This is a genomic window from Actinoplanes oryzae, from assembly GCF_030757795.1.
Classification (GTDB): Bacteria; Actinomycetota; Actinomycetes; order Mycobacteriales; family Micromonosporaceae; genus Actinoplanes.
Genome location: NZ_JAUQWH010000028.1, coordinates 26401 through 53123 on the forward strand (window position 1 = coordinate 26401; position 26723 = coordinate 53123).

The following is a 26723-nucleotide window of genomic DNA, read 5'->3' on the forward strand; positions in this document are numbered from 1 at the left end:
ATCAGATCCCCGGGATGAACTGGACGAGAAGGTCGATGAGCTTGATGCCGAGGAACGGCGCGATGACGCCGCCCAGGCCGTAGACGAGCAGGTTGCGGCGCAGCAGGGCCGCCGCCGACGAGGGCCGGTAGCGCACGCCGCGCAGGGCGAGCGGGATCAGCGCGACGATGACCAGGGCGTTGAAGATGACCGCCGACAGGATCGCCGAGCCCGGCGAGTGCAGCCGCATGACGTTGAGCGCGTCGAGGCCCGGGTAGACCGCGGCGAACATGGCCGGGATGATCGCGAAGTACTTGGCGATGTCGTTGGTGATCGAGAAGGTCGTCAGCGCGCCGCGGGTGATGAGCAGCTGCTTGCCGATCTCCACGATCTCGATGAGCTTGGTCGGATCGCTGTCGAGGTCGACCATGTTGCCGGCCTCCTTGGCGGCCGACGTGCCGGTGTTCATGGCCACGCCGACGTCCGCCTGGGCCAGCGCCGGGGCGTCGTTGGTGCCGTCGCCGGTCATCGCGACCAGCCGGCCGCCCTCCTGCTCCCTCCTGATGTACGCGAGCTTGTCCTCCGGCGTCGCCTCGGCCAGGAAGTCGTCGACCCCGGCCTCGTCCGCGATCGCCTTCGCGGTCTGCGGGTTGTCGCCGGTGATCATGACCGTACGGATGCCCATGCGGCGCATCTCGTCGAACCGCTCGCGCATGCCGCTCTTGACGACGTCCTTGAGGTGGATCACGCCGAGCACGCCCTCGGTGCTGGAGGCGACGACCAGCGGCGTGCCGCCCGAGCTGCTGATCCGCTGGACGATGTCGGTCACCTCGACCGGGTTGGTCCGCGCCCACTTGAGCACCGCGGCCGCGGCGCCCTTGCGGATCTGCCGGCCGTCGATGTCGACCCCGCTCATCCGGGTCTGCGCGGTGAAGGGCACGAAGGTCGCCCCGGCGATCAGGCCCGGCTCGCGCTCGCGCAGCCCGAACTGCTCCTTGGCCAGCACCACGATCGAGCGGCCCTCGGGCGTCTCGTCCGCGAGGCTGGACAGCTGCGCGGCGTCGGCCAGCGCCTCCACACCGACCCCCGCGACGGGTACGAACTCGGCCGCCTGCCGGTTGCCCAACGTGATCGTGCCGGTCTTGTCCAGCAGCAGCGTGTTGACGTCACCGGCCGCCTCGACCGCGCGCCCGCTCATCGCGAGCACGTTGCGTTGCACCAGCCGGTCCATGCCGGCGATGCCGATCGCGGACAGCAGGGCGCCGATCGTGGTCGGGATCAGGCAGACGATCAGCGACACGAGCACGATGCCGGTGACGCCGTTGCCGTCGATCGCCGCGGTGTCCGGCGCCGCCGCCTGCCACTGCTTCGAGAAGATGGCGAGCGGCTGCAGGGTCACCACGGACAGCAGGAAGACCAGGGTGAGCGCGGCGAGCAGGATGTTCAGCGCGATCTCGTTCGGGGTCTTCTGCCGGTTGGCGCCCTCGACCAGCGCGATCATCCGGTCCACGAAGCTCTCGCCCGGCTTCTGCGTGATCGTGACGACGATCCGGTCCGACAGCACCTTCGTGCCGCCGGTGACCGCCGACCGGTCGCCGCCGGACTCGCGGATGACCGGGGCGGACTCGCCGGTGATGGCCGACTCGTCGACGCTGGCGATGCCCTCGACCACGTCGCCGTCGCCCGGGATGATCTCGCCGGCCTCGACGACGACCAGGTCGCCCTGCTTCAGCTCGGTCGCCGGGGTGGCCCGCTCGACGCCGTCGACCAGCCGCCGGGCGACGGTGTCCTGCTTCGACCGGCGCAGCGTGGCGGCCTGCGCCTTGCCCCGGCCCTCGGCGACCGCCTCGGCCAGGTTCGCGAAGACCACGGTGAGCCAGAGCCAGCCGGTGATGATCCAGGACAGCGTGCTCGGCTGCGCGATCGACAGGACCGTGGTGAACAGCGCCCCGGCCTCGACGATCAGCATGACCGGGTTGCGCCACAGGGTGCGCGGGTCGAGCTTGCGCAGCGCGTCGGGCAGCGACTTGACCAGCTGCCCGGGGTCGAGCAGGCCGCCCTGGACGGACTTGCGCTGGGTCTGCGCCGGCGCCGCCGGCTTTTCCATCAGATCGGTCATGACAAGCCTTCAGCGATGGGTCCGAGTGCGAGGGCGGGGAGGAAGGTGAGCGCGACGAGCACGACGGTCACGCCGACGACCATGCCCACGAACAGGGGCTGGTGGGTGGGCAGCGTGCCCTCCGACTCCGGGGTGGCCTGCTGCCGGGCCAGGGCGCCGGCCAGGGCGAGGACGAGCACGATCGGCAGGAAGCGGCCGAGCAGCATCGCCAGGCCCAGGGCGGTGTCCCACCAGGGCGTGTTGACGGTGATGCCGCCGAAGGCCGAGCCGTTGTTGTTCGCGGCGCTGGTGAAGGCGTACAGGACCTCGGAGAGGCCGTGCGGCCCGGTGTTGAGCGCCGTGCTGTTGTTGCCGGTGGCGAAGGCCGCGGCCGTGCCGATGAGCACGAGCGCCGGGGTGATCAGGAAGTACGACGAGGCGAGCTTCATCTCCCGGGCGCCGATCTTCTTGCCCAGGTACTCCGGCGTGCGGCCCACCATCAGCCCGGCCACGAAGACCGTGATGACGGCCAGGATGAGCAGCCCGTACAGGCCGGATCCGGTGCCGCCGGGCGCCACCTCGCCGAGCATCATGTTGAGCATCGGCATCATGCCGCCGAAGGACGTGTACGAGTCGTGGAACGAGTTGACCGCCCCGGTGGAGGTCAGCGTCGTCGCCGCGGCGAAGGTGGCCGAGTCCGGGATGCCGAAGCGGACCTCCTTGCCCTCCATCGCCGCGCCGACCGCTTGCGGAACAGTGCCGCTGCCGTGGAGCTCCAAGGCCACGGTCAGCGCCGTCGAGGTGAGCGCGAGCACGGCCATGACGGCGACGATCGCGTACCCCTGGCGGTTCTGGCCGACCATGCGGCCGAAGACCCGCGGCAGGCTGAACGGGATGAGCAGGATCAGGAAGATCTGGATCCAGTTGGTCCAGGTCGTCGGGTTCTCGAACGGGTGCGCCGAGTTGACGTTGTAGAAGCCGCCGCCGTTGGTGCCCAGCAGCTTGATCGCCTCCTGCGAGGCCACCGGGCCGCCGGTGATGTGCTGCGTCGCGCCGGTCAGCGTCGTCACGTCGGTGCCGCCGGACAGGTTCTGCACCGCGCCGCCGACCATGAAGGCCAACGCCGCGAGTACGGCGACCGGCAGCAGGATCCGCAGCGTCACCCGGGTCAGGTCGACCCAGAAGTTGCCCAGCTCGGGACTCTTGCGAGCCACGAAACCGCGGATGAACGCCACGGCCACGGCGATGCCGACCGCGGCGGACACGAAGTTCTGCACCGCGAGCCCGGCCATCTGGACCAGGTGGCCGAGGGTCGACTCCCCGGCGTACGCCTGCCAGTTGGTGTTGGTCACGAAGCTGACCGCGGTGTTCCAGGCGATGTGGTCCGTGACGGCGGGCAGGCCCAGCGAGAGCCACAGCTTGTCCTGCACACGCAGGAAGAGGTAGAGGAAGAGGATCGAGACCGCGGAGAAGGCGAGGACGCTGCGGGCGTAGACGCCCCAGCTCTGCCCGGCGGCCGGGTTCACGCCGACGAGCCGGTACGTGCCGCGCTCGACGACGTTGTGCCGGGTGCCGGTGACGACGCGGTAGATGTAGTCGCCGAACGGACGGTAGGCCGCCGCGACCGCGAGGACGAGGGAGACGACGAAGATCCAGCCGGCCATCAGAACTTCTCCGGGAACAGCAGGGCGGCCACCATGAAGGCGGCGAGCAGCACGGCCACGACCAGACCGATCAGATTGACGGCGCTCACGAGCGTTCGACCGCCCGGACCAGCACGGTCAGCGCTGCGAACAGCACCACCGTGAGAAGGACGAACACGACGTCGGCCACGAGGACTCCTAGAGACGATTGCCTGCTTGGTGCGCTGCAAGCTCAGCGCGCGGGCAACGCCGTGTCATCGTTGTTCACGCGATGACTACGCGGCCGGGCGCCATCTATACGCGGTCTTAACGCTCCCGGTGGCGGGCGTCACGGGTGCAGGATGGCGGCGTGAGAGTCGCGCACTTCTGCGACAGCCACGGCGGGCGGCCGGACGGGGTGGCGCTGTCGGCGGCCCGGACCGTCCGGCTGCTGCGGGCGGCGGGGCACGAGGCCGACCTCTACCGGCCCGGCGCGGTGCTGAGCCGCGTACCCTCCGTGCCTGTGCCGGGGCGACACGTCCGGATCGGCTTTCCCGTGGGCGTCCGGCCGGCCGAGGTCGTGCACGCGCACACCACCGGGCCGATCGGCATGGCGGGCTTCCGGGCGGCCGCCGCGTGGCAGGTGCCGCTGGTGGTGACGTGGCACACCGATCTGCTGGCGTACGCGGACCGCTTCCCGGAGATCCCGATCGGTGCCGCGTGGTGTGCCGTCAGCCTGGGGCTGGGCTGGTCGGCGCGGGAGTTCCTGGAGCTGGGCCGGCCGGGGGCCGTGCGCCACGGCCGGCTGGTCGAGCTCGGCAAGGCCATGGCCGCCCGGATGGCGGTGGCCGTCGTGCCCTCGGCCAAGACGGCGGCGGGCTTCGCGGTGTTCGAGCCGTCCGCCGAGGTGCACGTGCTGCCCACCCCGGTCGAGTCCGCTGCGCCGCGTCCGGCGTCGTCCGGCGGCACGGTCGTGCTGTCGGTGGGCCGGGCCACCGGCGAGAAGAACCCCGAGCTGCTGCTGCGGGCGTTCGCCCGGGTGCATGCCGTACGGCCGGGTGCCCGGCTGGTCATGCTCGGGGTGCGGCAGGGGCGCCGGCACGTGGTGGGCCGGGTCGCCGCGCTCGGGTTGTCCGGCTGCGTCTCGGTGCTGCCACCCGTGCCGCACGACGAGGTCGCCGGCTTCTTCCGGGCCGCCGACGTGCTGGCCTTCGCCTCGACCACGGACACCCAGAGCCTGGTGCTGTCCGAGGCGGAGGCGGCCGGGCTGCCCGCGGTGGTGGCGGATCCGGCCCTCGCCGACCGCCCGGACGGCTCGTTGCGGTTCACCTGCGCGCCCCGGGCGGCCCCCTTCGCCGGGGCACTGCTGCGGATGCTGGACGACCACGCGCTGCGGGCCCGGGTGGCCGGCGCGGGGCGGGCGGCCGTGGCGGCGTACACCCCTGGGGTCTTTGTCCGTCGGTTGACCGCGATCTACGAGCAGGCGCTGGGAAATTCGGCGTGACGCTGTACTCGCCCGGCCGGGACGACGATGATCGGCGGATGGGGGTTCGGAGCGCCGTCTGGATCGGGGCGGGCTATGCGGCGCAGGGGCTCGGCTACGCGTCCGTGGTGACCGCGCTGCCGCTGCTCAAGTCGCGGCAGGGCATCGACGACGCGTACGTGTCGGTGGTCCTGCTGCTCGTGTGCTTCGGCGCGGCCGGCGGCTCGATCCTGGCCGACCTGGTCGCGGCCCGCTGGGGCAGCCGCTACGCGCTGAGCGGCGGCCTGCTCACCATCGCCACGGCCCTGGCGCTCACGACGTTCTTCACGCCGACGCCGGTGTTCACGCTGATCTTCGTCGGCTACAGCGTCGGGCTCGGCGCCGTCGACGCGAGCCTCAGCATGCAGGGCGTCCTCGTCCAGGCCCGGCTCGGGCGCAGCGTGATGAGCCGGCTCTTCGCCGCGTACACCGCCGCCGCCATCCTCGCCGCCCTGCTCATGTCGGCCTTCGCCGCCGGCGGCGAGAGCGCCTCCGTCGCGGTCGGCGCCGCCGCCGTCGTCGCGGCCGCCGTGGCCCTGGCCGGCTTTCCCCGCTTCGAACCGGCCCGCACCGTCGTCCTCCACCAGGGCAGGCGCACCCGTCCCCCGGGCAGCCGCCGCGTCGTCCTGGTCTGCGGCGCCCTCGTCGGCACGGCCTTCCTCGCCGACTCGGCCGTCAGCACCTGGAGCTCGGTCTACCTGCACGACGCCCTGGCCGCCCCGGCGGCGATCACCCCGCTCGGCTACGCCGCCTACCAGGCCACCGTGCTGCTCTCCCGGCTCGCCGGCGACCACCTGGTCCCCCGCCTGGGCCGCACCGCGTCGGCCGCCGGCTGCCTGGTGATCTGCGCGCTCGGCTGCGCCCTGGTGGTCGCGGTCCCCACGGTCGGCGCGGCCGTCACGGGCTTCGCCCTGACCGGCATCGGCGTCGGCATCCTGGTCCCCCTGGCCTTCACCGCCGCCGGCGAGGCCGCCCCGGGCCGCAGCGACGAGATCATCGCCCGCGTCAACCTCTTCAACTACGCGGGCGCCCTCCTGGGCGCCGTCCTGCTCGGCGCCCTGTCCGCGCCGGTGGGCCTCCGTGTGGCCTTCCTCGTCCCGGTCGTGGGCCTGCTGCTGACCCTCCCCGCCGTCCGAGCCCTGACCCACCTCCGCCCCGCCCCCGACCCCGTCGCCCGCTGACGGCCCTCCCCCACCGAGCGGCGATGATCCGGCCAGTGGCAGGTGCGTGACCCCGACCGAACCACTCGCTGTCGGCCCAGCCAACTGTGGAGAATGACATCGACAAATCCCATCGGCATCGACCCGTGCCGAGGCGAAGCCTTGATCGGCAAAGACGTGCCGGACTGGGCTGGTCAGATACGCGACGAGCAGGGCGGTCTTGCCGCCGTCGCGGTCCTGCCACGAAGCGGCCAGGACGGCGACAGTGATCAGCAGCCCGGGGCCTTGACCCGCAGCGCAGCGGGCAACGGGTAGCCACGGCGCGTTGACACCCGGACACCCTGCCCACCCCTGGCAGGGCTGTCATGCCACCACACCGTCTCCATGAGAACTTCTCAAACACTCGCTCAGGGCTGCCGCTTATTTCAGAGCTGCTGCGGCCAGCCGCAAGTCGTTGAACGTCGCATCGAGTTGCTCGTGCAGCGGTGTGGCCGGGTGTTGCATCCAGCGATGGGCGGCGGCGGCGAACGTGTCCATGCCGATCTGCGCGCACAGAGCGGCCGCCGGCGGATCGACGCCTCGGGCGCACAGGGCCTCGGTCAGCGCGGCGACCAGGGCAGCGGTCTTGGCGAGCGAGCGCTCCTTCAGTGCCGGTACGTCAGCGAGCAACTTCGCGCGTGGCTCGGTGACCGGGCGGTTGCGCTCGAGCAGGGGCACGGCTTCGTGGAAGGCGGCGCGCAACGCCGGCAAGGGCCTTGTCCGGGGTGCAACCCCGGCCACGGCGCGGACCAGGAGATCGCGCAGCTCCTCCTCGCCGTCGAAGAACATCTCGCGCTTGTCGGAGAAATGCCGGAAGAACGTGCGTTCGGTGACTCCGGCCCGCGCGGCGATCATCCCCGCGGTGGTCTGGTCGTAGCCGCGCTCGGTGATCAGCTCCAGCGCCGCCTGCTGCAGGCGCTGCCGCACCGCTTCCCCGCTCCGTGGCATGCCGGGACCGTATCACAAACGTCAGCGACTGACACGTGGTTGCGTCAGTGACTGACGCGTCGTATCGTCAGCAACTGACGATACGAAAAGGGGTGAGCGCATGGAACAGCGCTTCGTCGGCAAGACCGTCGTGGTCACCGGGTCGAGTTCCGGGATCGGCGTCGGCATCGCCCGGCGCTTCGCTGCCGAAGGTGCCAACGTGGTGCTCGCGGCCCGGCGCAAGGATCGGTTGGACACGCTCGCGGACGAGCTGGGAGCCGATCGTTGCCTCGCGGTGGCCACCGACGTCACGAATGCCGCCGGCGTCCAGTCGATGATCGACGCCGGAGTGGACCGCTTCGGTGGCCTCGACGTCCTGGTGTCCAACGCCGGCCTCGGACTCAGCCGCGACTTCCAGGACTCGACTCTGGACGACTGGCGCCTGGTCATGAGCACCAACCTCGACAGCTGCTTCTTCGGCGCCAAGGCGGCGCTCCCGCATCTGAGGCGCACCCGCGGCAGCATCGTGCAGATCGCCTCCGCCTCGGGGCTGGGCGGCGACCGCACCCTCACCGCCTACAACGCCGCCAAGGGCGCGGTCGTGAACCTGACCCGCGGACTCGCCTTCGACCTCGGCCAGGACGGCATCAGGGTCAACACCGTCGCCCCGGCCCTGACCGTCGCCGATGAGCACCTCGGCAACCCGATGGTCGCGGATCTCATCGAGCGATTCAACGAGCGCCGGGCCCTGACCGGCTACAGCACCCCGGACGACATCGGCGCCGCAGTCGCGTTCCTCGCCTCGGCCGACGCCCGCTTCATCACCGGCACGATCCTGCCCGTCGACGGCGGCATCACCGCCGGCAGCGGCCAGCCTTCCCTGTTCTGACCCGCCGAGGAGACGAGCCCCATGCCCTACGCACTCGACCCCGAACTCGCCACCCCCCTCGCCGCCATGCCGAAAGGCCCCAACGGTGCGGTGATGGACCTGACCGACATCCCGGCACTACGGGCAGCGATTGCTACCACCGCCGCGGGCTTCCCCGCACCGGTGCCCGACCCGCGTGTCACCGTCACCACTCACGTCGCGCACCGGGACGACGGCACCACGCTCGACATAGTCCTGTTCCGCCCCGACGACGCGCCACTTCCCGCTCCAGCGCTCGCCTGGTTCCACGCCGGCGGACAGATCCTCGGCAGCGCCCATGACGACGCCGAGTACCACGCCGCGCTCGCCCTCGCCCTCAACTGCGTCGTTGCCGCCGTTGACTATCGCCTCGCCCCGGACACCCCCGCACCCGGAGCCGCCGAGGACGGCTACCTGGCCTACACCACACTGGTGAAGGACGCGGCCGCCCTCGGCATCGACGCCGCTCGGATCGGCCTTGCCGGTGCCAGCGGCGGCGGTGCACCCGCAGCCGCGACCGCCCTCATGATCCGCGACCGGGGCGCCGCGAAGCCCTGTCTGCTCGCACTGAACTATCCGATGCTCGACGACCGCAATGAGACGCCGTCCAGTCGCCAGGTAGTGGACCTCGGCATCTGGGACCGCCGCGAGAACCTGCTCGCCTGGGCCGCCGTACTCGGCGACCGCGCCGGGACCTCCGATGTCGACGCCTACAGCGCCCCCGCTCGCGCCACCGACCTGCACGACCTGCCCGAGACGTTCATCGCCGCCGCCCAGTACGACGTCTTCCGCGATGAGGACATCGCCTTCGCCGCCGGGCTCATGGCCGCAGGAGTGCCGGTCGAGCTGCACGTGTACCCCCACGCGTTCCACGCCTGGGACCGCTTCGCTCCCACGTCCCGGCTCACCACGGTGTTCGAGCAGACCTGGCACGGCTTCGTCATCCGCCACCTGCATGCGTAGGGAGCCATGCCCGTGGCGCCTGCCGGCGGGGTCACCCCCGCACGATTCGGCAGCGAGCCCGCACCGGGCAGGGCCGGCGGCTCGCCGTTCCTCTTTGGGCTCGCTGCCGACGAGACGGCCGATTCCCCGGACGAGGGCCGATGAGTCCGACCGCCGGCCTGCGGGCCCAAGCCCGTCCCCGGCCGAGTGCGGCTCGCCGGGGGGTGGCGCGGAACGAGATGGCTGGGCGGCAGCGGAGGCCAGGTGTTCGGGGGCAGGCGGGCGGCGAGGAACTTGGGTTGCAGGCGGCAGCTGTCGGTCCGGACGGCGGCGCGGCGATCGTCAGGGGCGGAGGGGCGGGTCGCGGTCGGCGGCGGTCTGGAGGCCGGTGGCGATCGTGCCGGCGACCACGGTGGACAGGCAGGCGAAGAAGGCGGTGTTGGCGACGGCCGTGTCCGAGTTCTTCTGGTGGTAGATGGCGAAGAGGACGCCCATCGCGGCCCAGCCCAGGAGGGCCAGGACCACGCCGGGGAGGACGCGGCGGGAGGTGCGGGGGTCGCGCACCCGGGAGGCGAGGTAGATGCCCGCGCCGAGGATGGCGCTTGATTCGGCGACGTACCAGAGGTCGGCGCGGGACGAGTCCCACCGCCACACGGCCGCGCCCGCGAGGAGGGCGTAGAGCAGGCCGGCGGCCACGCCGCGCGGGACCCGCCGCGGGGTGATCACCTCGGCGAAGCAGAGCACGACGGCGATGAGCAGGATGAGCATCGCGGCCAGGAAGGGCGCGTGCACGCCGATCACGTCGAACTGGCTGAGCAGCACGCCGGTGAAGGACGCCGCCACCGGCACGGCCAGGATGCGCCACGGCCGGGACGACGGTCGCGGCCGGGGCGGCGCCGGGCGGTAGGGCGCGGGACGGGCGGACGGTGCCGGCCCCTGCGCCCACCCGGCGGTACGCGGCGACGGGTCGGCCGGGCGAGGCGGCGAACCGGCCGCGCGAGGCGAGCCGTCCGGGCCCGGGAACCAGTCGCCGGCGCGGGGCGGCCAGGCATCCGTGCGAGGCGGCCAGGGATCCGCGCGGGGCGGCCGGTCATCGGCGGGAGGGGGCCACGGCGGCCGGTCGGCGGTGGAGTCCGGCGCGGGCGGCGGGGCGGAGGGCGCCCCGCCGAGGCGCCAGGACACGGCCACCAGCACGATGATGACCGGCCAGGACAGCCAGGCCCACCGCTGGGCGCCGCCGGGCAGGCTGTCGCTCGCCACGTTCACGGCGAAGGGCAGCAGCACCAGCGGCACCGTGCTGACCACCGCCCCGGCCAGCGACCGGCGCGGCGGCCCGGACGGATCGATCGGCATGCCCGTCATTGCACCGCACGACCCCGACGGCCGTCCATCCCGTTACCTGCGCCCGCCGGCGGCAGGCCGCGGGCGACGACCCGGCAGACACGTCACAGGGAGGTGGTCAAGCCGCCGTCGATGAGGATGTCGGTGCCGGTGACGTTGGCCGCGCGGTCGCTCGCCAGGAACAGCACCAGGTCGGCCACCTCCTCGGGCCGGGTGAAGCGGCCGGTGGCGGTGCCGGCGACGGCGTTCCTGGCGACCTCGTCGGGGGCCAGCCCGCCGGCCGCGCCGACGGTCTCCGCGACGCCGCCGGCCCCGAGCCAGAGGTCGGTCCCGACAGGCCCGGGGCTGACGGTGTTGACGCGTACGCCCCGGGGCCCGACCTCCTTCGACAGCGCCTTGCCGAAGTTGACCAGTGCCGCCTTCGCCGCGCTGTAGTCGATGACGAGCGGATCGGGCAGGGACGCGTTGACCGAGCCGACCGTGACGACGGCGCCCCGGCGGTCGAGCAGGTACGGCAACGCGGCGCGCGTGGTGCGTACGGCGGCAAGGAAGTTGATCGTCAGGGTCTCCAGCCACTCGTCGTCGGTCACCGTCAGGAAGCCGCCGGTGCGCGGGTGCACGCCGCCGACGTTGTTGACGAGGATGTCCAGCCGGCCACCCAGCCGCGCGACGGCCGCCTCGACGAGCGCGGCGGGCCCGCCGGGCGTGCCCAGATCGGCAACGACGAAGTCGGCCGACGGCGAGGAGGCGGCGGGCTTGGTCCGGGCGGCGGCCACCACCCGGACGCCCGAGGCGGTCAACGCCTCGGCGATCGCCAGCCCGATGCCGCGGCTCGCGCCGGTGACCAGGGCGGTCCGGCCCTCGAGGCCCAGGTTCACGAGAATCCCTGACCCTTCAGCCACGCGAGCGCCGCCTCGGCCACCTCGCGCCAGCCCGAGTCGATGGTCAGCGAGTGTCCCCGGTCCGGGAAGTCGGCGAAGTCCGTGACCGCCTGGGAGTGGCGGTACTGCTTGAGCGTCGCGCGGACCACCGTCTCGGGCACGGTGTGGTCCCTGCCGCCCGCGACGAGCAGCAGCGGGCCGCGGGACGCGTTGGCGGTGGCGACCCGGGCCGGCGAGTGCGGATCGAAGTTCGCGGCCGCCGCCTCGAAGAGCGGCTTGCCGGGCGCGGGGATGGACCAGCGGTCGTACAGGGAACGGGATTCCTGCTCGGGGATCGCGTTGCCGAAGGCGTAGCGGAACTGCTCGGGGGTCAGGGCGACGGACCGGTGCCGGTTCGCCGGGTTGCCGAGCACCGGGAAGCCGGAGCGCAGGGCCGAGAGCGGCAGCGGCAGCACGCCCTTGATCTGTGCGGCGTCGACGGCCACGGCCGCGGCGGCGAGGTCGAGGCCGAGCAGCTTCTGGGCGATCATCCCGCCGAACGAGTGCCCGACGAGGATCGGCCGGGCCGGCAGGTCGCCGATGATCCGGGCGTAGTGCTCGACGACGTCGTCGATGCCGTGCCCGGCGAGCGCGTCCGGGTCGGCGCGGGTCTGCTCGACGGTCACGGCGTCGCCCGGCCAGCCGGGGGCGACCGGGTGGTAGCCGCGCTCGGTGAAGAGGTCGATCCAGGGCTGCCACGACGACGCGTGCAGCCACAGGCCATGGATGAAGACAACGGGGACAGACATGGCGGAGACGCTACGAACGGCCAGTGGACAAAGTGTGGGCATGCCCTACGGTCATCATGTGGACGACCTGCTGCCCGGGCCGAAGATCTACTTCGCGCTGTTCGGGGGAGTCCGGGCCTGGCGCATCCAGCAGCCGCTCGACCTCGGGCCGCCGCAACGGCGGGCGCTGCTCGGGCTGCTGCTCGCCGCGGACGGCCGCACGGTCGGCGCCGGCGACCTGATCGACGCCATGTGGGGCGACCGCCCCGGCGCCAGCGCCATGAACTCGTTGCACCGGCACGTCGGGGAGCTGCGCCGCACCTTCGAGCCGGAGCTGCCCGCCCGGGCGACGGGCCGGTGGCTGGTCCGGTCCGGCCCCGGCTACCGGGTGCTGGTGGACGCCGTCTCGTGCGATCTGCGCCGGTTCCGCCTGCTCAATCGGCAGGCGGCGGGCGCCGGCCCGGCGACGGCGGCGGATCTGCGGCTGCAGGCGCTCGCGCTCGCCGCCGGCCCGCCCGGTGCGGGGCTGTCCCTGCACGACGCCTCGGTGTTCCAGGTCATCGAGCGCGAACGGGTGGACACCGCACTGGCGGCCGCCGCCGGGGCCGCGCGCCCCGGCGAGGTCGTCCCGCACCTGCTCTCGCTGGCGGCGCGGCATCCGCTCGACGAGCCGCTGCACGCCGCCCTGATCGACTGCCTGGGCGCCGCCGGGCGCCGGGCGGAGGCGCTCGACGTCTTCGCCGGCATCCGGCAGCGGCTCGCGGAGGAGCTCGGCGTCGCCCCCGACCGGACGCTGCGCGACGCCCGCCGCCGGGTCCTGGACCGGGCCGGCCCCGCCCCCGTACGCACGTCCGCCGCGACCATGCCGACCCAGCTGCCGCCCGCCCCCGCGCTGCCGGCCGGGCGCGAGCGCGAACTCGCCGCCGCCGACGCCACCCTGGTCCGGCCGCCGACCGCGGGCCATCGCATCTGCGCCGTCACCGGGCTCCCCGGCATCGGCAAGACGGCCTTCGCCCTGCACTGGGCGCATCGCGTGGCCGCGCACTTCCCGGACGGTCAGCTCTACGTGAGCCTGGCGGACGCCGCGCCGGAGGACGTGCTGCGCGGCTTCCTGCGCGCGCTGGGCGCCCCGATCACCGCGACCGGCGGCGAGGCAGCGCTGGCGGCGGCCTTCCACCGCACGGTACGCGGCCGCAAGCTCCTCTTCGTCCTGGACGACGCCCGCGGCAGCCGGCAGGTCCGCGCGCTGCTCCCCGCCGACCCCGAGTGCCTCGTGGTGGCCACCAGCCGCTTCTGCCTGACCGGGCTGATCGCCCACGAGGGCGCCCAGCCCGTGCCCTTGGAGCCGGCGCCGCTGCCCTAACATCGAAAGGTGATGATGCGCGCCGAGGCCCGGGTCGTGGCGGCCACCTTCGCGCTGTGCCTGCTCGGCGGCGTGATCCAGGCCGACAACACGCTGGCGCCCCCGCCCGCCGCCGCCTACATCGTCGCCGCGCTCTCCTGCGCCGCGCTGCCGCTCCGGCACCGGGCCCCCGCGGCGGCGCTCGCGCTCACCACCGCGGCAGGCCTCCTCGTGCAGCCCCTGGGCCTGCTCCTCAGCCCGCTCCTCGTGGCGCCCGTCGCGATCACCGCCTACGCGTACGCCGCCGGCGGCCGCACCGACCGGCGAGCGATCCCCCTCAGCGCCGCGGTGCTGCTGCTCGCCTGCCTCCCCGCGGCCGGCGATCTGTCCTGGCAGGACGCGGGCCGGATCGGCGTGGTGACCGCCCTGCCCCCGGTCGCCGCCCTGGCCGGGCACTCGGCGCGCCACCGGCGGGCCGCGCTGGCAGCCGTGGCGGACCGGGCCCGGCGGCAGGTGGCCGAGGAGCGGATGCGCATCGCCCGGGAGCTGCACGACCTCGTCGCCCACCGGATCACCCTGGCCAACGCGCAGGCCAACGTCGCCGCCCACCTCTTCGACACCCGCCCCGAGCAGGCCCGCACGAGCCTGCGCGAGCTGGTCGAGACCACCGGCCACGCGCTCGACGAGCTGCGGGCCACGGTCGGGCTGCTGCGGCAGAGCGACGACCCGGCCGCACCCGTCGAGCCCGCGCCCGGGCTGTCCCGGCTGCCCGAGCTGCTCGGCTCCTTCCGCCGCGCGGGGCTCGACGTGTCGGTCGAGCACGAGGGCGACGCGCGGCCCCTGCCGCCGGCGGTGGACCTGACCGCCTACCGCATCGTCCAGGAGGCGCTGACCAACGTGACCAAGCATGCCCGTACGAGCGCGGCCCGTCTGCGGCTGACCTGGCAGTCCGCGCACCTGACCGTCACCGTGGCCGACGACGGGCCGGCCGGGCCGGGCAGGCCGAGCGGGCCGGGCAGGCCGAGCGGGCCAGGCGGGCCGAGCGGGCCGAGCGGGCCCGGCGGGCCCGGCGGGCCGGAGCAGGCGCCCGGCTACGGCCTGATCGGGATGCGGGAACGGGCGGCCGCCGTCGGGGGCAGCCTCACCGCGGCCCGGCGGGCGGAAGGCGGCTTCCTCGTCAGCGCGCGGCTGCCGGTGTCATGACGCTGCGCGTGCTGCTCGCCGACGACCAGGCGCTGTTGCGGGGCGCCTTCCGCCTGCTGCTCGACAGCGCCGGCGACATCACCGTCGTCGGCGAGGCCGCCGACGGCCGGGAGGCGGTGCGGCTGACCCGCCGGTTGCGCCCGGACGTGGTGGTCATGGACATCCGCATGCCCGGGACCGACGGCCTCGCCGCCACGGCCGAGATCGGCGCGGATCCGGACCTGCGGGCCACCCGCATCCTGATCCTCACCACCTACGAGACCGACGAGTACGTCGCCCGGGCCCTGCGCGCGGGGGCCGGCGGCTTCGTCGGCAAGGGCATCGGGGCGGAGCAACTGCTGGACGCCGTCCGCACCATAGCCGCCGGCGACACCCTGCTCTCCCCCGCCGCGACCCGCTCGCTCGTGGCCCGCTTCCTCGCCACGCCGGACGCCCCGGCCGAGGATTCCGGCCGCCTCGCCGTCCTCACCCCGCGCGAGCGCGAGATGGTGGCCCTCGTCGCCACCGGCCTGTCCAATCAGGAGATCGCCGAGAAGATGGTCCTCAGCCCCTTCACCGTACGAGCCCACGTGCAGCGCGCCATGACGAAGCTGGACGCGCGCGACCGGGCGCAGCTCGTCGTCATCGCCTATCGGACGGGACTCGCCGGGTGAGCAGCAGGGCCAGGGCGGCGGCGAGCCCCGCGACCGCGAAGCCCGGGGCGGAGCTCCCGTCTAGGAGCACGCCGCCCGTCTGCGCGCCCACGGCGACGCCGGCCACGCGGAGCACCACGAGCAGGCTGCTGGCGGTGCCGGTCTCCCGGACGTCGACCCGCGCAGCAGTGCTCGCCAGCAACGCGGTGGCGCCGATGCCCACGGCGAAGCCGATCAGCACCCGCCCGAGCACGAGCTGCCACACGGCGGGGTGCACCGACGCGAGCCCGGCGAGGGTGGCCGCCGTGGTGAGCAGGGCGGCGACGACCACGGCGCGCGCGCCGAAGCGCCGGGCCGCGAACCCGGCGGCCGAGTCGGCCACCGCCCCGGCGACGACCCCGGGCAGCAGCAGGAGGCCGATGTCGGTGGTGCCGACGCCGTCCGCCGCGAACATCTGCGGGAGCAGGAAGAAGACCATTCCCGACACCGCGGTGAGGGCGAAGGTCAGCGCGTACGCGTGCCGCGTCCCCGGCCGGACCAGCAACCGCAGCAGGGCGGCGCCGGGCCACCCGATCCGGCGTCCCGCGTCGACCGGCGGGTCGTCCGGCAGCACCCGCAGCACCGCGAGCGTCGCGGCGGCGACGACGAGCGCGGGCAGCACGAACATCCACCGCCAGGACAGGCCCTCCGCGATCGGGCCGGCGATCACGGTGCCCACCATGCCGCCGCCCGTGAACAGCGCGACGACCACGCCGATCATCGGCTGGGCGCCGGCCGCCGGAAGATGCTTGCGGACGAGGATGAAGGACAGCGGCAGCGCGCCGACCATGGCGCCCTGCAGCACCTGACCGAGCAGCAGCACCGGGAGATTGGGCGCCGCCCCGGCCAGCAGGCCCCCGGCCGCTACCAGGATCATCAGCCGGACGAGGACGCGTTTCCCGCCGTACCGGTCACCGAGGGCGCCCGCGACCGGCGCGACCACCGCGCCGGTGACGAGCATCGCGCCGCCGGCCAGCGCCCCGGCGCCGGGGCCGATGCCCAGCTCCCGTTGCAGCAGCGGAAGCGCGGGATCCAGCACCGTCTGCAGCGTGCCGAGGGCCAGTGCCAGGACGCCGAGGGCGCCGACCGCCGGCCGGCCCATGCGAACCATTGTTTCGGACATGGCCTCAGCCTCGCGGCGCGCGCCTCGGCGGACATCGTGCCGCTGCACCGTCTTCGCCTGGTGCGTACGCACCAGGCCCGTAGCGCTCGGTGCAGAAATGGACCAGCCGCTCGGCGAGGGCCCGGAGGGCCGGCGCGGCGAAGTGGCCGGGCTGCCAGGCCGCCCAGAGGCTGATGCGGACGGCGCCCGCGGGCCCGGTCACGCCGAGCGGGCGCAGGCCGAAGCGGGTGTCGTCCGACACGACGGCGATGCCGCGGCCCGAGGCGGCCACCGCCTGCGCCACCTCGGCGGAGGTGAACTCGTGGACCTCGGCGTAGGCGAGCCGGGCCGTCTCGGCGGCCCGGTCGAGGGCCTGCCGGGGGTGGTAGTCGCGGGTGAGCAACAGCAACGTGCGCCCGGCGAGCTCGGGGAGCGGCACGGCCTGCCTTTCGGCCCAGGGATGACCCTCCGGGACGTACGCCCACACGGGCAGATCGGCCAGCGGCAGGCTCGCGAACGGCGCGGGCGCGGGCGTCGTCCCGATCGCCAGGTCGGCCCCGGCGTGCAGGGCCGCGTAGACCGAGCCCGGCACCTCGGCGCGGGCGGCGGGCATCGGGTCGCCCGGGCCGAGCGTGGCCAGGAAGGGCGCGACGAGGTCGGTGAGGGTGGTGGCCGGGGCGGCGATGGTCAGCCGCGACAGGCGGCCGGCGGCGATGGCGGCGGCCTCGGCGCGGGCGCGGTCCGCCTCGGCCAGCACGCGCCGGGCTACCGGGAGGAAGGCCAGCCCGGCGGCGCTCAGCCGGAACCGGCCGTCGTCGCGGGCGAAGAGGGCGAGGCCGAGCCGGCGTTCCAGGTGCCGGGTCTGCCGGGAGAGGGACGGCTGCGTCAGGTGCAGGGCCTCGGCCGCCGCGGTGATCGAGCCGGCCTCGGCGACGGCCACGAAGTAGCGGAGGGTGCGCAGCTCCACGGGGATGCCTCCCGGGCATGCGGCCGGTGCGGGACCGGCATTGGACCGGACGGCCCGGCGTCGGTGAGGCTCGTCGCATGACGATCACCGACGTCGTGCCCCGCCGGTTGCTGATCGGCGGCGCCTGGCGCGACTCCAGCGACGGCGCGACAGTGCCGGTCGAGAACCCGGCCACCGGCGAGATCCTGACGTCGGTCGCCGACGCCGGCGTCGCCGACGGCGATGCGGCACTGGCGGCGGCCCACCGGGCGCAACCGGCCTGGGCGGCCACCCCGCCCCGGGCGCGCGGGGAGATCCTGCGGGCCGCCTTCGAGCTGCTGACCGAGCGGTACGAGGACTTCGCCGGGCTGATGACGCGGGAGATGGGCAAGCTGCCGGGCGAGGCCCGGGGCGAGGTGGGCTACGGCGCCGAGTTCTTCCGGTGGTTCGCCGAGGAGGCCGTCCGGGTCGCCGGCCGGTGGCTGCCCTCGCCCGACGGCGCCCGCCGGCTGCTCACGATGCGCCGCCCGGTGGGCCCGGCGCTGCTGATCACGCCGTGGAACTTCCCGCTCGCGATGGGCACCCGCAAGATCGGCGCGGCGGTGGCGGCCGGCTGCACGATGGTGGTCAAGCCGGCCACCCAGACCCCGCTGACCATGCTGGCCCTCGCCGGGCTGCTGCGGGAGGCGGGACTGCCGGACGGGGTGCTCAACGTCATCACCACCACGCGGCCGGCGGAGGTGATGGAGCCGCTGGTGCGCGACCCTCGTACGCGCAAGCTGTCCTTCACCGGTTCCACCGGCGTCGGCCGGCTCCTGGCCGGGCAGTCGGCCGAGCGGCTGCTGCGGGTGTCGATGGAGCTCGGCGGCAACGCGCCGTTCCTGGTCTTCGCCGACGCCGACCTGGACGCCGCCGTGGAGGGCGCGATGACGGCGAAGATGCGCAACACGGGTCAGGCGTGCACGGCCGCCAACCGCTTCCTGGTGCACGAGCGGATCGCCGGCGAGTTCACCCGGCGGTTCACCGAGCGGATGGCGGCCGTCCCGTGCGGGCCGCTCATCGACAGGGCGGCTCGCGACAAGGTGGCCGCGCTGGTCGACGACGCCGTTGCCCGGGGCGCCGAGGTGCTGTGCGGGGGCGGCCCGGTCGGCGAGGCCGGGTACTTCTACGCGCCCACGGTGCTGACGGACGTCCCGGACGATGCGGCGATCTCGCGGCAGGAGATCTTCGGGCCGGTCGCGCCGGTCGCCACCTTCCGCGACGAGGCGGAGGCGCTGGCGCGCGCGAACGACACCGAGTACGGCCTCGCGGCGTACGTCTACACGCGCGACCTGGCGAGGGCCGTCCGCGTCGGCGAGGCCCTCGACTGCGGCATGGTCGGCGTGAATCACGGTGTCGTGTCCCACCCGGCGGCGCCCTTCGGCGGCGTGAAGTCCTCGGGCTTCGGCCGCGAGGGCGGCGTGGAGGGCATCGAGGAGTATCTCGACACGAAGTGCCTGACCATCTAGGCGCCGGAGGTCAGGCGCCGGTGGAAGTGGGCCGGGCCGCGGTGGTGATCGGCGCGGGCGTGGTGCTCGATCAGCAGGTCGTGGCCGAGGTCGTTGTCCAGGTCGCGCCACACGGCGTGGGCGTGCTGCCCGGCGGCCACCGCGTTGTCCGACTCGACGAGCAGGTGGCGGGTGGAGACCCGGAAGTAGTGGGCCGTGTCCGGGGTGGTGCCGCCGGCCCACGCGAAGGTGAGCTCCGACGCGGGCTCCGAGAAAACGGCGCTGCGATACTGTCCGGCCAGTTCGTCCGGCCCCGCATCGACGAAGTGCAGCAGCAGTTCGCGGGCAAGGGCAAGCTCGTCGGCGCCCAGAAGCGAGCCGTTGATCCCGGAGGGTGAGCGCCGTTCGAAGCGCAGGGCCTGGCGGTCCTCGTCGGTGATGCGGTAGGTCTCGATGCCCAGGTCGACGTGGTCGGGCAGCTCGATCTCGCCGACCCGGGGGACCTGCCGGGTGGTCCAGTCCGCCGGGGCGACGGAGTGGATGTGCGCGGCCTTGCGCTGGTCGTCGGTGAGCCGGCCGAACAGGTCGAACGCCATCGCTTGGGGCTCGCCCAGAGGGTTGAGCACGCCGGCGGGGATCGGCATCGCGCCGATCGCGAACGGGGTGACCGAGAGGTGCTCCTGGCCGACGATCGTGTAGTTGAGGCCGAGGTGGTGGCCGATGACCCGCCAGCCCCAGGTGTCCTCGAAGGCCGGGCGGCCGAACCAGCTGAACAGATAGTTCTCCGGATCGCGGAAGTCGCCGGCGTACGCGCCGAAGCCGCGCCCCACCGCCTCCCGCTCGCGCAGGATGTTCTCGGTCGCCATGACCGCCAGGGCCTGGCTGTAGCCGCGCATGCTGAGCCCGGACTTGAGCAGGGTGTGGGCGAGCACCTTCTGGTGCCGGTCGAGCTCGAAGAGCGGGATGCCGGTGCGGTCGGGCTTGGGGATGAAGTCCCAGTCGAGGCGGCGCGGGTCGTCGAAGGCGAACATCGCCCGCGACCGCTGATCGGCGGTGAAGCCGTTGATCAGCGACCAGGTAGCGAACAGCATGTCCCGGATGGTCGTCGTCATGGGAGCCCTTCCGGCTACAGGAGGGCGGCCCCCGTCGCTTCCGCGTGCCGGGTGACCGCTTCGAGGGTGTTCAGCTTGTGCCGCCGCGCCGCCACCTCGACGGCGTCGAACTCCGCGCGCGCCTCGAGCAGGTCGAGCAGGGCGTCGTGCTCGGCGACCGACTCGACGGCCCGGCCGGGCGCGTGGGTGAAGGCGGAGCGGCGGATGACGTCGAGCCGCGCCCACTCGTTGTCGAGCAGCGCGATCAGGTGCGGGTCGGCGGCGCGGTGCACGATCAGGGTGTGGAAGCGCCGGTTGAGCTGGGAAAAGCGCAGCGGGTCGAAGTCGGCCAGCGCCTTGCGCATCTCGCCGTTGATGCCGCGCGCCTCGGCCAGGTCCGCCGCGGTGAGCTCGGCGGCGGCCAGCGCGGTGGCGAGCCCCTCCAGCCGGGCCAGCAGCCGCATGGTCCGGGCCCACTCCCCCGCGTCGAAGGTGGCCACCCGGGCGCCGACGTTGGGGATGATCTCGACCCAGCCCTCGGCCTCCAGCCGGCGCAGCGACTCGCGCCACGGGATGCGGCTGATGCCGGTCTCCCGCTCGAGCTGGTCGATCACGAGCCGGTGCCCGGCACCGTACGTGCCGTCGAGGATGCGCCCCTTGAGCAGGTCGTAGCAGACATCGGTCCGCGTCGCCACGCGCCACCGCCCTCTCGTCGATGCAGCAACTTATCGTATGCGATCTGCTCATCCGGCCTCGTACCGGCGCCGCCACCGCTCGTTCATCGGGAAGAGCCCGTCGAGCGACTCCCCCTCGGCGACGCGGGCCGCGATCCAGGCGTCCCGCCGCTCGTCGTCCTCCGCCTCGGCCAGCACCTCCGCGGCCAGGGGCGCCGGGACGACGAGCACCCCGTCGCCGTCGCCCACCACGAGGTCGCCGGGCACCACCGCGGCGCCCCCGCAGGCGATCACCACGTCGGTCTCCCACGGGACGTGCCGGCGCCCCAGCACGGACGGGTGGGCGCCGCGGGCGAAGACCGGAAGCCCGATCCCGGCGACCGTGTCCGCGTCACGCACCGCGCCGTCCGTCACCACCCCGGCCGCGCCGCGCTGGTGGGCCCGGGTGGCGAGGATGTCGCCGAGCGTCCCGGCGTCGGCCAGCCCCCGGGCCTCGATGACCAGCACCTCGCCCGCCCCGACGGTGTCGAAGGCGCGCTTCTGCGGGTTGAGGCCGCCGCCGCGCTCGGCGAGCAGGTCCGGGCGGAACGGCACGAACCGCAGCGTCCGCGCCGGTCCCGCCAGCCGCATGCCGGGCGCGAGCGGAGCGACCCCGTCGACGAACACGTCGTGATAGCCGCGCTTGCGCAACGCCGTGGACAGTCCCGCCGTCCCCACCGCCGCGAGCCGGTCGCCGATGCTCATCGCGTCCACCCTTCCGCAAGGTCCTCCGAGCCGCGCGCCAGCAGCGTGACGTCGGCCCCCACGAGGAGAAACGACGCACCGGCCGCCGCATAGCGCCGCGCGGTCCCCGGCTGAAACGCATTGATTCCCACGGGTACGCCGGCCCGCACGCCCGCCGCGATGCAGTGCTCGGCCGCGGCGACGACCTCGGGGTGCTCCTGCTGCCCGGGCAGTCCCATCGACGCGGCGAGGTCGCTCGGCCCGACGAAGATGCCGTGCACGCCGCTGCGCGCGATCTCCTGCACGTGTTCCACGGCGACGGCCGACTCGACCTGCACGAGCACCGACACGGTGTCCGCGGTCAGGTAGCCGTCGACGCGGTTCCAGCGGCCGCCCCGGCTCAGGGCGCTGCCGACGCCCCGGATGCCGCGCGGGGGATACGTCGCCGCGCGCAGGGCCGCCTCGGCGCCGGCCCGGGACTCCACCATCGGGACGAGCAGGTTCTGGGCGCCCAGGTCGAGCACCTGTTTGATCGTCACGGCGTCGTTGGCCGGCACCCGTACGACCGGGGTGAGGGGGTAGGCCGCGACCGCCTGCAGCTGAGCGAGCACCGACGCGAGCCCGTTCGGGGCGTGCTCCATGTCGATCAGCAGCCAGTCGAGGCCGCTCCCGGCGCAGATCTCGGCGACCAGCGGACTGCCGCTGCACACCCACATGCCGATGCGCGGGCGGTCCGCCGTGGCGAGCGCGGCGGCGAAGGGCGGGTCTAGGCGAACCGGCACGACACCGCCCCCAGCTCCCGGTAGTCGCCGAGCACGATGTCGCCGCGCTGCACCCACAGCGGCCGGGTGAAGCTGCCGGCGAGCACGATCTCCCCGCTCGCCAGCGAGTCGCCGTGCGCCGCGAGCTTGTTGGCCAGCCAGGCGACCCCCATGGCCGGGTGCCCGAGGACGGCCGCGGCGACCCCGGACTCCTCGATCGTCTCGTTGCGGTAGAGCAGGGCGCTGACCCAGCGCAGATCGACCGCCGCGGGCGCCACCGGGGACCCGCCGAGCACCACCCCGCCGAGCGCCGCGTTGTCGCTGATGGTGTCGACGATCGTGCGGCCGCTCAGCTCGATGCGCGAGGACAGGATCTCCAGGGCCGGCACGACGTACCGGGTGGCGTCGAGCACGTCGAACATGGTGACCGCCGGACCGGTCAGCGCGGCGCCGAGCACGAACGCGAGCTCCACCTCGACCCGGACGTTGGCGAACCGGTCGAACTCGACGGTCGAGCCGGACTGGTGGATCTGGTCGGCGAACACGACGCCGTAGTCGGGCTCGGTGATGCCGGTCGCCGCCTGCATCACCTTCGAGGTCAGCCCGATCTTGCGGCCCGCGTGCCGGCGGCCGGCCGCCAGCCCCCGCGCGTGCCAGAGCCGCTGGACCGCGTACGAGTCGTCGACCGTCATCCCCGCGTAGCGGGCGGTCAGCAGCGGCAGGATGCCCCGCTCCCGCTCGGCGCGGGCGAGGTCGTCCGCGATCTGCTCGTGCACGGCCGGGTCGAGCACGGTCACGCCCCCGCGGCCGCGGTGATCGGCAGCTTGAACAGGCGGACGGCGTTGCCGGCCAGCACCAGGTCACGGTCGGCCTGCGCGATGTCGAGCGTGTCGCGGACAAACTCGACACCCTGGCTCATCCAGCCGTAGAAGACCGGGAACGACGAGCCGAAGAGGAAGTGGTCGGCGCCGTTGACCTTGAGCGCGCACTCGACCTGGTCCTTGCCCCACGAGTGCGGGTGGGTGAGGTCGAAGAAGATGTTGTTCTCGAGGTAGCCCTTGATCTTCTCGGCGCCGGTCGACTCGAGCCGCACCAGCGACTCCTTCTTGTTCGACGCGTGCGGGGTGAGCAGCGCCGTGTTGGCGAACCAGTTGCCGCCGAGCATGGTGTGCACGAAGCGCAGGTTCGGGAACTTGTCGAACATGCCGCTGAACAGCTCGCGGCCCACCGCGGTCGCCTGGTCCTGGATCCGGCCGAACTCGCGGCGGAAGTTCGTGTACTCGATGACCGAGCGCCACTCGACCGGCAGGGGCGTGTGGTGCACGATCACCGGCACGTCGAGCTCGTTGAGCACCTTCAGGTACGGCTCGAAGACCTCGTCGTCCAGGTAGAGCTGCCCGTAGTGGCAGGCGAGCTGCACGCCGACCGCCCCGAGCTCCTTCACGCACCGCTCGACCTCGTAGATGTTCTCCTTGCCGCCCCACGGCGGCACGCACGCGGTGGCGAAGAGCCGTCCGTTCGAGCGCTTGACGATGTCGAAGGCGTTGTCGTTGACCGCCCTGCAGGTCTCCAGGTCGAGCCACTCCTGCCAGACGGGCACCCGCATGATGCCGTAGTCGACGCCGGCGTCGTCCATGGCGGCCAGCTTGGACTCCGCGGAGTAGTCGCCCTCGACGTAGTTGAGGTTCTGGTAGCCCTTCGGCTTCTCCAGGATGAGCTGCCGCTTGCCGTTGTCCATGGTCTCGACGCGGGCGATCTCCCCGAAGCCGCGCGGCGCCGAGGTGAGGAAGCCGTTGAGGATCCTCGGGTTGTCGAACAGGTCCTCGGGCAGGTGGTGGATGTTGATGTCGACGACGGTCACGGGACGTACCTGCTTTCTGCCGGGGTGCCGCGCAGCGGGCGGCGGTCGGTGGTGGCGAAGGTGGCGGCGACGATCTCGTCGGGCCCGCACGGACAGGTCAGCTCCCGCTCCACGTGGCCCTCGCGGAAGACCAGGACCCGGTCGCAGAGCATGGAGAGCTCGCTCTCGTCGCCGCTGGCCACCAGCACGCCGCAGCCCGCGGCGGCGGCGTCCTTGACGGCGGCGATGATCATTTCCCGGGCGCCGACGTCGACGGCCTGGGTCGGCTCGTGCAGGGCCAGCACCTTCGGGTCGCGAACGAGCCACTTGGCCAGCACGACCTTCTGCTGGTTGCCGCCGGAGAGCCGGTGCACGACCATGTGCGGGTCCCGGGGCCGCAGATCCAGCCGGTCCAGCCAGGGCGCGAGCCGTTCCCGTTCGGCGCGCCGGCGGATCGGCGCCAGGCTGCGGCCGCCGGTGCGGGGCAGGGCGGCGTTCTCGGCCACCGTCTGGTCCATGGCGAGGCCGGCCCGCTCCCGATCGCCCGGGATGAGCGCGATGCCCCTGCCGATGGCCGCCGCGGGCGTCAGCCCGCGCAGGTCGCTGCCGTCCAGGGTGCCCGCCCGCGCGGCCAGGGCCCCGCCCAGCACGTACGGCAGATCCTCGTAGCCGGAGTCGGCCAGCCCGGTGACCCCGACGATCTCGCCCCGGCCCACGTGCACGTCGACGGCCTGCAGCCGAGCCGTGCGTACGCCCGTCAGGTGCACCGCTTGTGCCGGGGAGGCGTGGCCGCCGCCCGACCGGATCTGCCCGAGCACCCGGCCGAGCATCAGCTTCGCGAGCGCGCTCTCGCCCAGACCGGCCACGGGCAGGCCCGCCTCGACGACCTCGCCGTCGCGCAGGACGGTGACCCGGTCGGCCGCCTCCACCACCTCTTCCAGGCGGTGGGTGATCAGCAGGGCCGAGGTGCCCGTACGCACCACGCCGTCGAGCATCTCGTAGAAGTGCTCCAGCGACCGGCGCGACAGCGGCCGCGTGGACTCGTCGAAGATGATGAGCCCGCCGCCTGCCGGGGTGTCCTGCAGCGCCCGGGCGATCGCGACGGTGGCCCGGTCCTCCTCGCTCAGCTGCCGCACGGGTGCGTCGAGCGGCACCGGCCGGCCGAGCCGCTCGAACACGCGCCCGGCGGCGTCGCGTTCCTCGGCCCAGCGGATCCGCCGGGAGAAGCGCCGGGCGCGCAGCCGGCCGATGCGCATGTTCTCCAGCACGGTCATCTCCGGCACGAGCCCCAGCGACTGGTGCACCACGGCGACGCCGCTCGCCCGGGCCTCGCGGGGCTGGACCGGCAGCCGCAGGGCGACGCCGTCCACGTCGGCGCGGGCGCCGGGCTCCGGGACGTACAGGCCGGTCAGCACCTTGACGAGGGTGGACTTGCCCGAGCCGTTCTGGCCGATCAGCGCGTGGATCTCCCCCGCGCCGACCGCGAAGCCGACGTCGCGCAGCACCCGGTTGCGGCCGAAGGTGACGGACACGCCCTCGGTGCGCAGGCGGGGCGTGCTCATCCGAGGCCCCACAGCTTCAGATAGGAGGCCGGGAAGTCGGTCGGCCCGAACCACTCGCCGGAGGCCTGCGCCGCGTCGGTGAGGCTGACGCTGCCGATGGTCTCGCGGGTGAAGAGGCGGATCGGGATCTTGTGCTCGGGCAGGTCGGCGCCGCTCGTGCCGGTCATCATCCGCAGCACCGCGTCGGCGTCGGCCCAGCCCTGGTAGGCCGAGGCCTGGCTCACCCCGGCGTAGAGGAAGTTGCCGTTCTTCAGCATCTGCAGCCCGGCCAGCTGCGCCGCCCCGGTGAGACCCTTGACGCCCGCGAGCCGGCCGGCCTGCTGGACTCCGCCGAGGGTGGGCTGCAGGTACTGGTCGAACTCGGAGACGACGTACTTGACGCCGGGGTTCTTCAGCAGCGCCGAGCTGGTCGACGAGGGGATCAGCGAGAAGTTCGCCGAGGAGATCGGGTTGATCGTGACCTTGCAGTCCGGGCACTCCTTGGCGAACTCGTCCTTGGCCGCGGTGACGTAGGCGACGGCGGACGGGCCGTCGGTGCTCTGGTTGATGACGACCTCGGCCTTGCCGCCGGAGTCGTTGATGATCCAGTCGGCGACGGCGACCATCTGGTCCGAGCCCGGGGCGGTGATGTAGCCGTGCTTCTCGGCCGCGGGGTGCGTCTCGTCGGGCAGCTGGTTCGTGTTGAGCACCGGGATGCCGGCGGCGATCGCGGCGTCCAGGGCGTTGGCGCCCAGCGCGTACGGGATGGCGTCGGTGACGATCGCCCCGGCCCGCGCCCTGGTCGCCTGGCTCACGCAGGCGGAGATGTCGGTGGGGGTGGCGTTGCCGTTGCAGGTCTGCACCTTGACGCCGGCCTTGCCGAGCGCGGCCGTGAGCGCCTTCTGGGTCACCCCGAACTGCGGGGCCTGCTGGGTGATCGGGATGTAGTAGACGGTCTTGCCCTTGACGGCGTCGAGCCCGGAGATCGGGTCGGCCGGGATCGCGTAGCCGGGGTGGGCCTGGGACGCATCGGCGACCTTGTCGGCGAGCGGGCCCTTGCCGCCGGTGGACGACGCCGCCTGCTCGGTGGCGGTGGTGCAGGCGGCGAGCAGCAGGACGGCTGCGCCGAGGACGGTGACTGTACGGGGAACGGACAT

General features: G+C 73.6%; 25 protein-coding genes. 8 read left to right on the forward strand and 17 right to left on the reverse strand.

Annotation, left to right across the window (positions count from 1 at the left end):
• Nucleotide 1: 1 nt before the first annotated feature.
• Genes kdpB through kdpF form a run of 3 tightly spaced genes read right to left on the reverse strand, consistent with a single transcriptional unit; the run spans nt 2 to nt 3830 of the window.
• Nucleotides 2–2098 (reverse strand): potassium-transporting ATPase subunit KdpB, encoded by a 2097-nt coding sequence (gene kdpB / locus RBH18_RS12425; protein WP_306207077.1) that lies wholly within the window; start codon nt 2096–2098, stop codon nt 2–4.
• The gene (gene kdpA, locus RBH18_RS12430; RefSeq protein ID WP_306207078.1) at nt 2095–3741 is read right to left on the reverse strand and encodes a potassium-transporting ATPase subunit KdpA; all 1647 of its coding nucleotides are present in this window, start codon (nt 3739–3741) and stop codon (nt 2095–2097) included. Before kdpA ends, kdpB begins: the two co-directional genes overlap by 4 nt.
• Nucleotides 3741–3830: a K(+)-transporting ATPase subunit F gene (kdpF, locus tag RBH18_RS12435; RefSeq protein ID WP_306207079.1), complete on the reverse strand. Its 90-nt coding sequence runs from the start codon at nt 3828–3830 to the stop codon at nt 3741–3743. Before kdpF ends, kdpA begins: the two co-directional genes overlap by 1 nt.
• Before the next feature lie 239 nt (nt 3831–4069).
• Here kdpF and RBH18_RS12440 point away from each other — a divergent pair, with 239 nt between their 5' ends.
• Both RBH18_RS12440 and RBH18_RS12445 read left to right on the forward strand, forming a co-directional pair.
• The gene (locus tag RBH18_RS12440; RefSeq protein WP_306207080.1) at nt 4070–5203 is read left to right on the forward strand and encodes a glycosyltransferase; all 1134 of its coding nucleotides are present in this window, start codon (nt 4070–4072) and stop codon (nt 5201–5203) included.
• Nucleotides 5204–5241: 38 nt separating this feature from the next.
• Nucleotides 5242–6402, forward strand: a complete 1161-nt coding sequence (locus RBH18_RS12445) for an MFS transporter (RefSeq protein ID WP_306207081.1) — start codon at nt 5242–5244, stop codon at nt 6400–6402.
• A gap of 399 nt (nt 6403–6801) precedes the next feature.
• On the opposite strand, the gene RBH18_RS12450 is transcribed toward RBH18_RS12445, so the two are convergent.
• Nucleotides 6802–7347: a TetR/AcrR family transcriptional regulator gene (locus RBH18_RS12450; RefSeq protein WP_306207082.1), complete on the reverse strand. Its 546-nt coding sequence runs from the start codon at nt 7345–7347 to the stop codon at nt 6802–6804.
• A 121-nt stretch (nt 7348–7468) separates the two neighbouring features.
• On the opposite strand from RBH18_RS12450, the gene RBH18_RS12455 reads away from it, so the two are divergent.
• Nucleotides 7469–8236 carry an SDR family NAD(P)-dependent oxidoreductase gene (locus tag RBH18_RS12455; RefSeq protein ID WP_306207083.1) on the forward strand — a complete coding sequence of 256 codons (768 nt, stop codon included), beginning with the start codon at nt 7469–7471 and terminating at the stop codon, nt 8234–8236.
• A 21-nt stretch (nt 8237–8257) separates the two neighbouring features.
• Nucleotides 8258–9217 carry an alpha/beta hydrolase fold domain-containing protein gene (locus tag RBH18_RS12460; protein ID WP_306207084.1) on the forward strand — a complete coding sequence of 320 codons (960 nt, stop codon included), beginning with the start codon at nt 8258–8260 and terminating at the stop codon, nt 9215–9217.
• Nucleotides 9218–9538: 321 nt separating this feature from the next.
• Here RBH18_RS12460 and RBH18_RS12465 read toward each other — a convergent pair whose 3' ends face one another.
• The 3 genes from RBH18_RS12465 to RBH18_RS12475 all read right to left on the reverse strand — a co-directional run bounded on the left by RBH18_RS12465 (nt 9539) and on the right by RBH18_RS12475 (nt 12206).
• Entirely contained in the window at nt 9539–10549 is a 1011-nt protein-coding gene (locus RBH18_RS12465; RefSeq protein ID WP_306207085.1) for a hypothetical protein, read from the reverse strand.
• 92 nt (nt 10550–10641) lie between these two features.
• Nucleotides 10642–11415, reverse strand: a complete 774-nt coding sequence (locus RBH18_RS12470; protein WP_306207086.1) for an oxidoreductase — start codon at nt 11413–11415, stop codon at nt 10642–10644.
• Nucleotides 11412–12206 (reverse strand): alpha/beta hydrolase, encoded by a 795-nt coding sequence (locus RBH18_RS12475; protein WP_306207087.1) that lies wholly within the window; start codon nt 12204–12206, stop codon nt 11412–11414. The genes RBH18_RS12470 and RBH18_RS12475 overlap by 4 nt, the downstream gene beginning before the upstream one ends.
• Nucleotides 12207–12246: 40 nt before the next feature.
• Between RBH18_RS12475 and RBH18_RS12480 the strand changes: the two genes are divergently transcribed.
• Genes RBH18_RS12480 through RBH18_RS12490 form a run of 3 tightly spaced genes read left to right on the forward strand, consistent with a single transcriptional unit; the run spans nt 12247 to nt 15383 of the window.
• Nucleotides 12247–13548, forward strand: a complete 1302-nt coding sequence (locus tag RBH18_RS12480; protein WP_306207088.1) for an AfsR/SARP family transcriptional regulator — start codon at nt 12247–12249, stop codon at nt 13546–13548.
• Between the two features lie 12 nt (nt 13549–13560).
• A complete protein-coding gene (locus RBH18_RS12485; protein ID WP_306207130.1) occupies nt 13561–14730 on the forward strand; it encodes a sensor histidine kinase in 1170 nt (389 codons plus the stop codon).
• The gene (locus RBH18_RS12490) at nt 14727–15383 is read left to right on the forward strand and encodes a response regulator transcription factor (protein WP_306207089.1); all 657 of its coding nucleotides are present in this window, start codon (nt 14727–14729) and stop codon (nt 15381–15383) included. Before RBH18_RS12485 ends, RBH18_RS12490 begins: the two co-directional genes overlap by 4 nt.
• On the opposite strand, the gene RBH18_RS12495 is transcribed toward RBH18_RS12490, so the two are convergent.
• Together RBH18_RS12495 and RBH18_RS12500 are read right to left on the reverse strand one after the other, a co-directional pair.
• The gene (locus RBH18_RS12495) at nt 15352–16503 is read right to left on the reverse strand and encodes an MFS transporter (protein ID WP_306207090.1); all 1152 of its coding nucleotides are present in this window, start codon (nt 16501–16503) and stop codon (nt 15352–15354) included. The genes RBH18_RS12490 and RBH18_RS12495 overlap by 32 nt on opposite strands.
• 25 nt (nt 16504–16528) lie before the next feature.
• Complete coding sequence (locus RBH18_RS12500) at nt 16529–17470, reverse strand: LysR family transcriptional regulator (RefSeq protein WP_306207091.1); 942 nt, start codon at nt 17468–17470, stop codon at nt 16529–16531.
• 77 nt (nt 17471–17547) lie between these two features.
• Here RBH18_RS12500 and RBH18_RS12505 point away from each other — a divergent pair, with 77 nt between their 5' ends.
• Nucleotides 17548–18957: an NAD-dependent succinate-semialdehyde dehydrogenase gene (locus tag RBH18_RS12505; protein WP_306207092.1), complete on the forward strand. Its 1410-nt coding sequence runs from the start codon at nt 17548–17550 to the stop codon at nt 18955–18957.
• On the opposite strand, the gene RBH18_RS12510 is transcribed toward RBH18_RS12505, so the two are convergent.
• The 8 genes from RBH18_RS12510 to RBH18_RS12545 are packed head-to-tail and all read right to left on the reverse strand — an operon-like array spanning nt 18954 to nt 26723.
• Entirely contained in the window at nt 18954–20048 is a 1095-nt protein-coding gene (locus RBH18_RS12510) for a DUF3500 domain-containing protein (RefSeq protein WP_306207093.1), read from the reverse strand. The two genes, RBH18_RS12505 and RBH18_RS12510, sit on opposite strands and share 4 nt — an antisense overlap.
• Before the next feature lie 14 nt (nt 20049–20062).
• Complete coding sequence (locus RBH18_RS12515) at nt 20063–20722, reverse strand: GntR family transcriptional regulator (RefSeq protein ID WP_306207094.1); 660 nt, start codon at nt 20720–20722, stop codon at nt 20063–20065.
• Between the two features lie 48 nt (nt 20723–20770).
• A complete protein-coding gene (locus RBH18_RS12520; RefSeq protein ID WP_306207095.1) occupies nt 20771–21445 on the reverse strand; it encodes an RraA family protein in 675 nt (224 codons plus the stop codon).
• Nucleotides 21442–22206: an HpcH/HpaI aldolase family protein gene (locus RBH18_RS12525; protein WP_306207096.1), complete on the reverse strand. Its 765-nt coding sequence runs from the start codon at nt 22204–22206 to the stop codon at nt 21442–21444. Before RBH18_RS12525 ends, RBH18_RS12520 begins: the two co-directional genes overlap by 4 nt.
• Nucleotides 22191–22982, reverse strand: a complete 792-nt coding sequence (locus RBH18_RS12530; protein ID WP_306207097.1) for a fumarylacetoacetate hydrolase family protein — start codon at nt 22980–22982, stop codon at nt 22191–22193. The genes RBH18_RS12525 and RBH18_RS12530 overlap by 16 nt, the downstream gene beginning before the upstream one ends.
• The gene (locus RBH18_RS12535) at nt 22979–24046 is read right to left on the reverse strand and encodes an amidohydrolase family protein (protein WP_306207098.1); all 1068 of its coding nucleotides are present in this window, start codon (nt 24044–24046) and stop codon (nt 22979–22981) included. The genes RBH18_RS12530 and RBH18_RS12535 overlap by 4 nt, the downstream gene beginning before the upstream one ends.
• Nucleotides 24043–25587: an ATP-binding cassette domain-containing protein gene (locus RBH18_RS12540; protein WP_306207099.1), complete on the reverse strand. Its 1545-nt coding sequence runs from the start codon at nt 25585–25587 to the stop codon at nt 24043–24045. Before RBH18_RS12540 ends, RBH18_RS12535 begins: the two co-directional genes overlap by 4 nt.
• The gene (locus RBH18_RS12545) at nt 25584–26723 is read right to left on the reverse strand and encodes a sugar ABC transporter substrate-binding protein (RefSeq protein ID WP_306207100.1); all 1140 of its coding nucleotides are present in this window, start codon (nt 26721–26723) and stop codon (nt 25584–25586) included. Before RBH18_RS12545 ends, RBH18_RS12540 begins: the two co-directional genes overlap by 4 nt.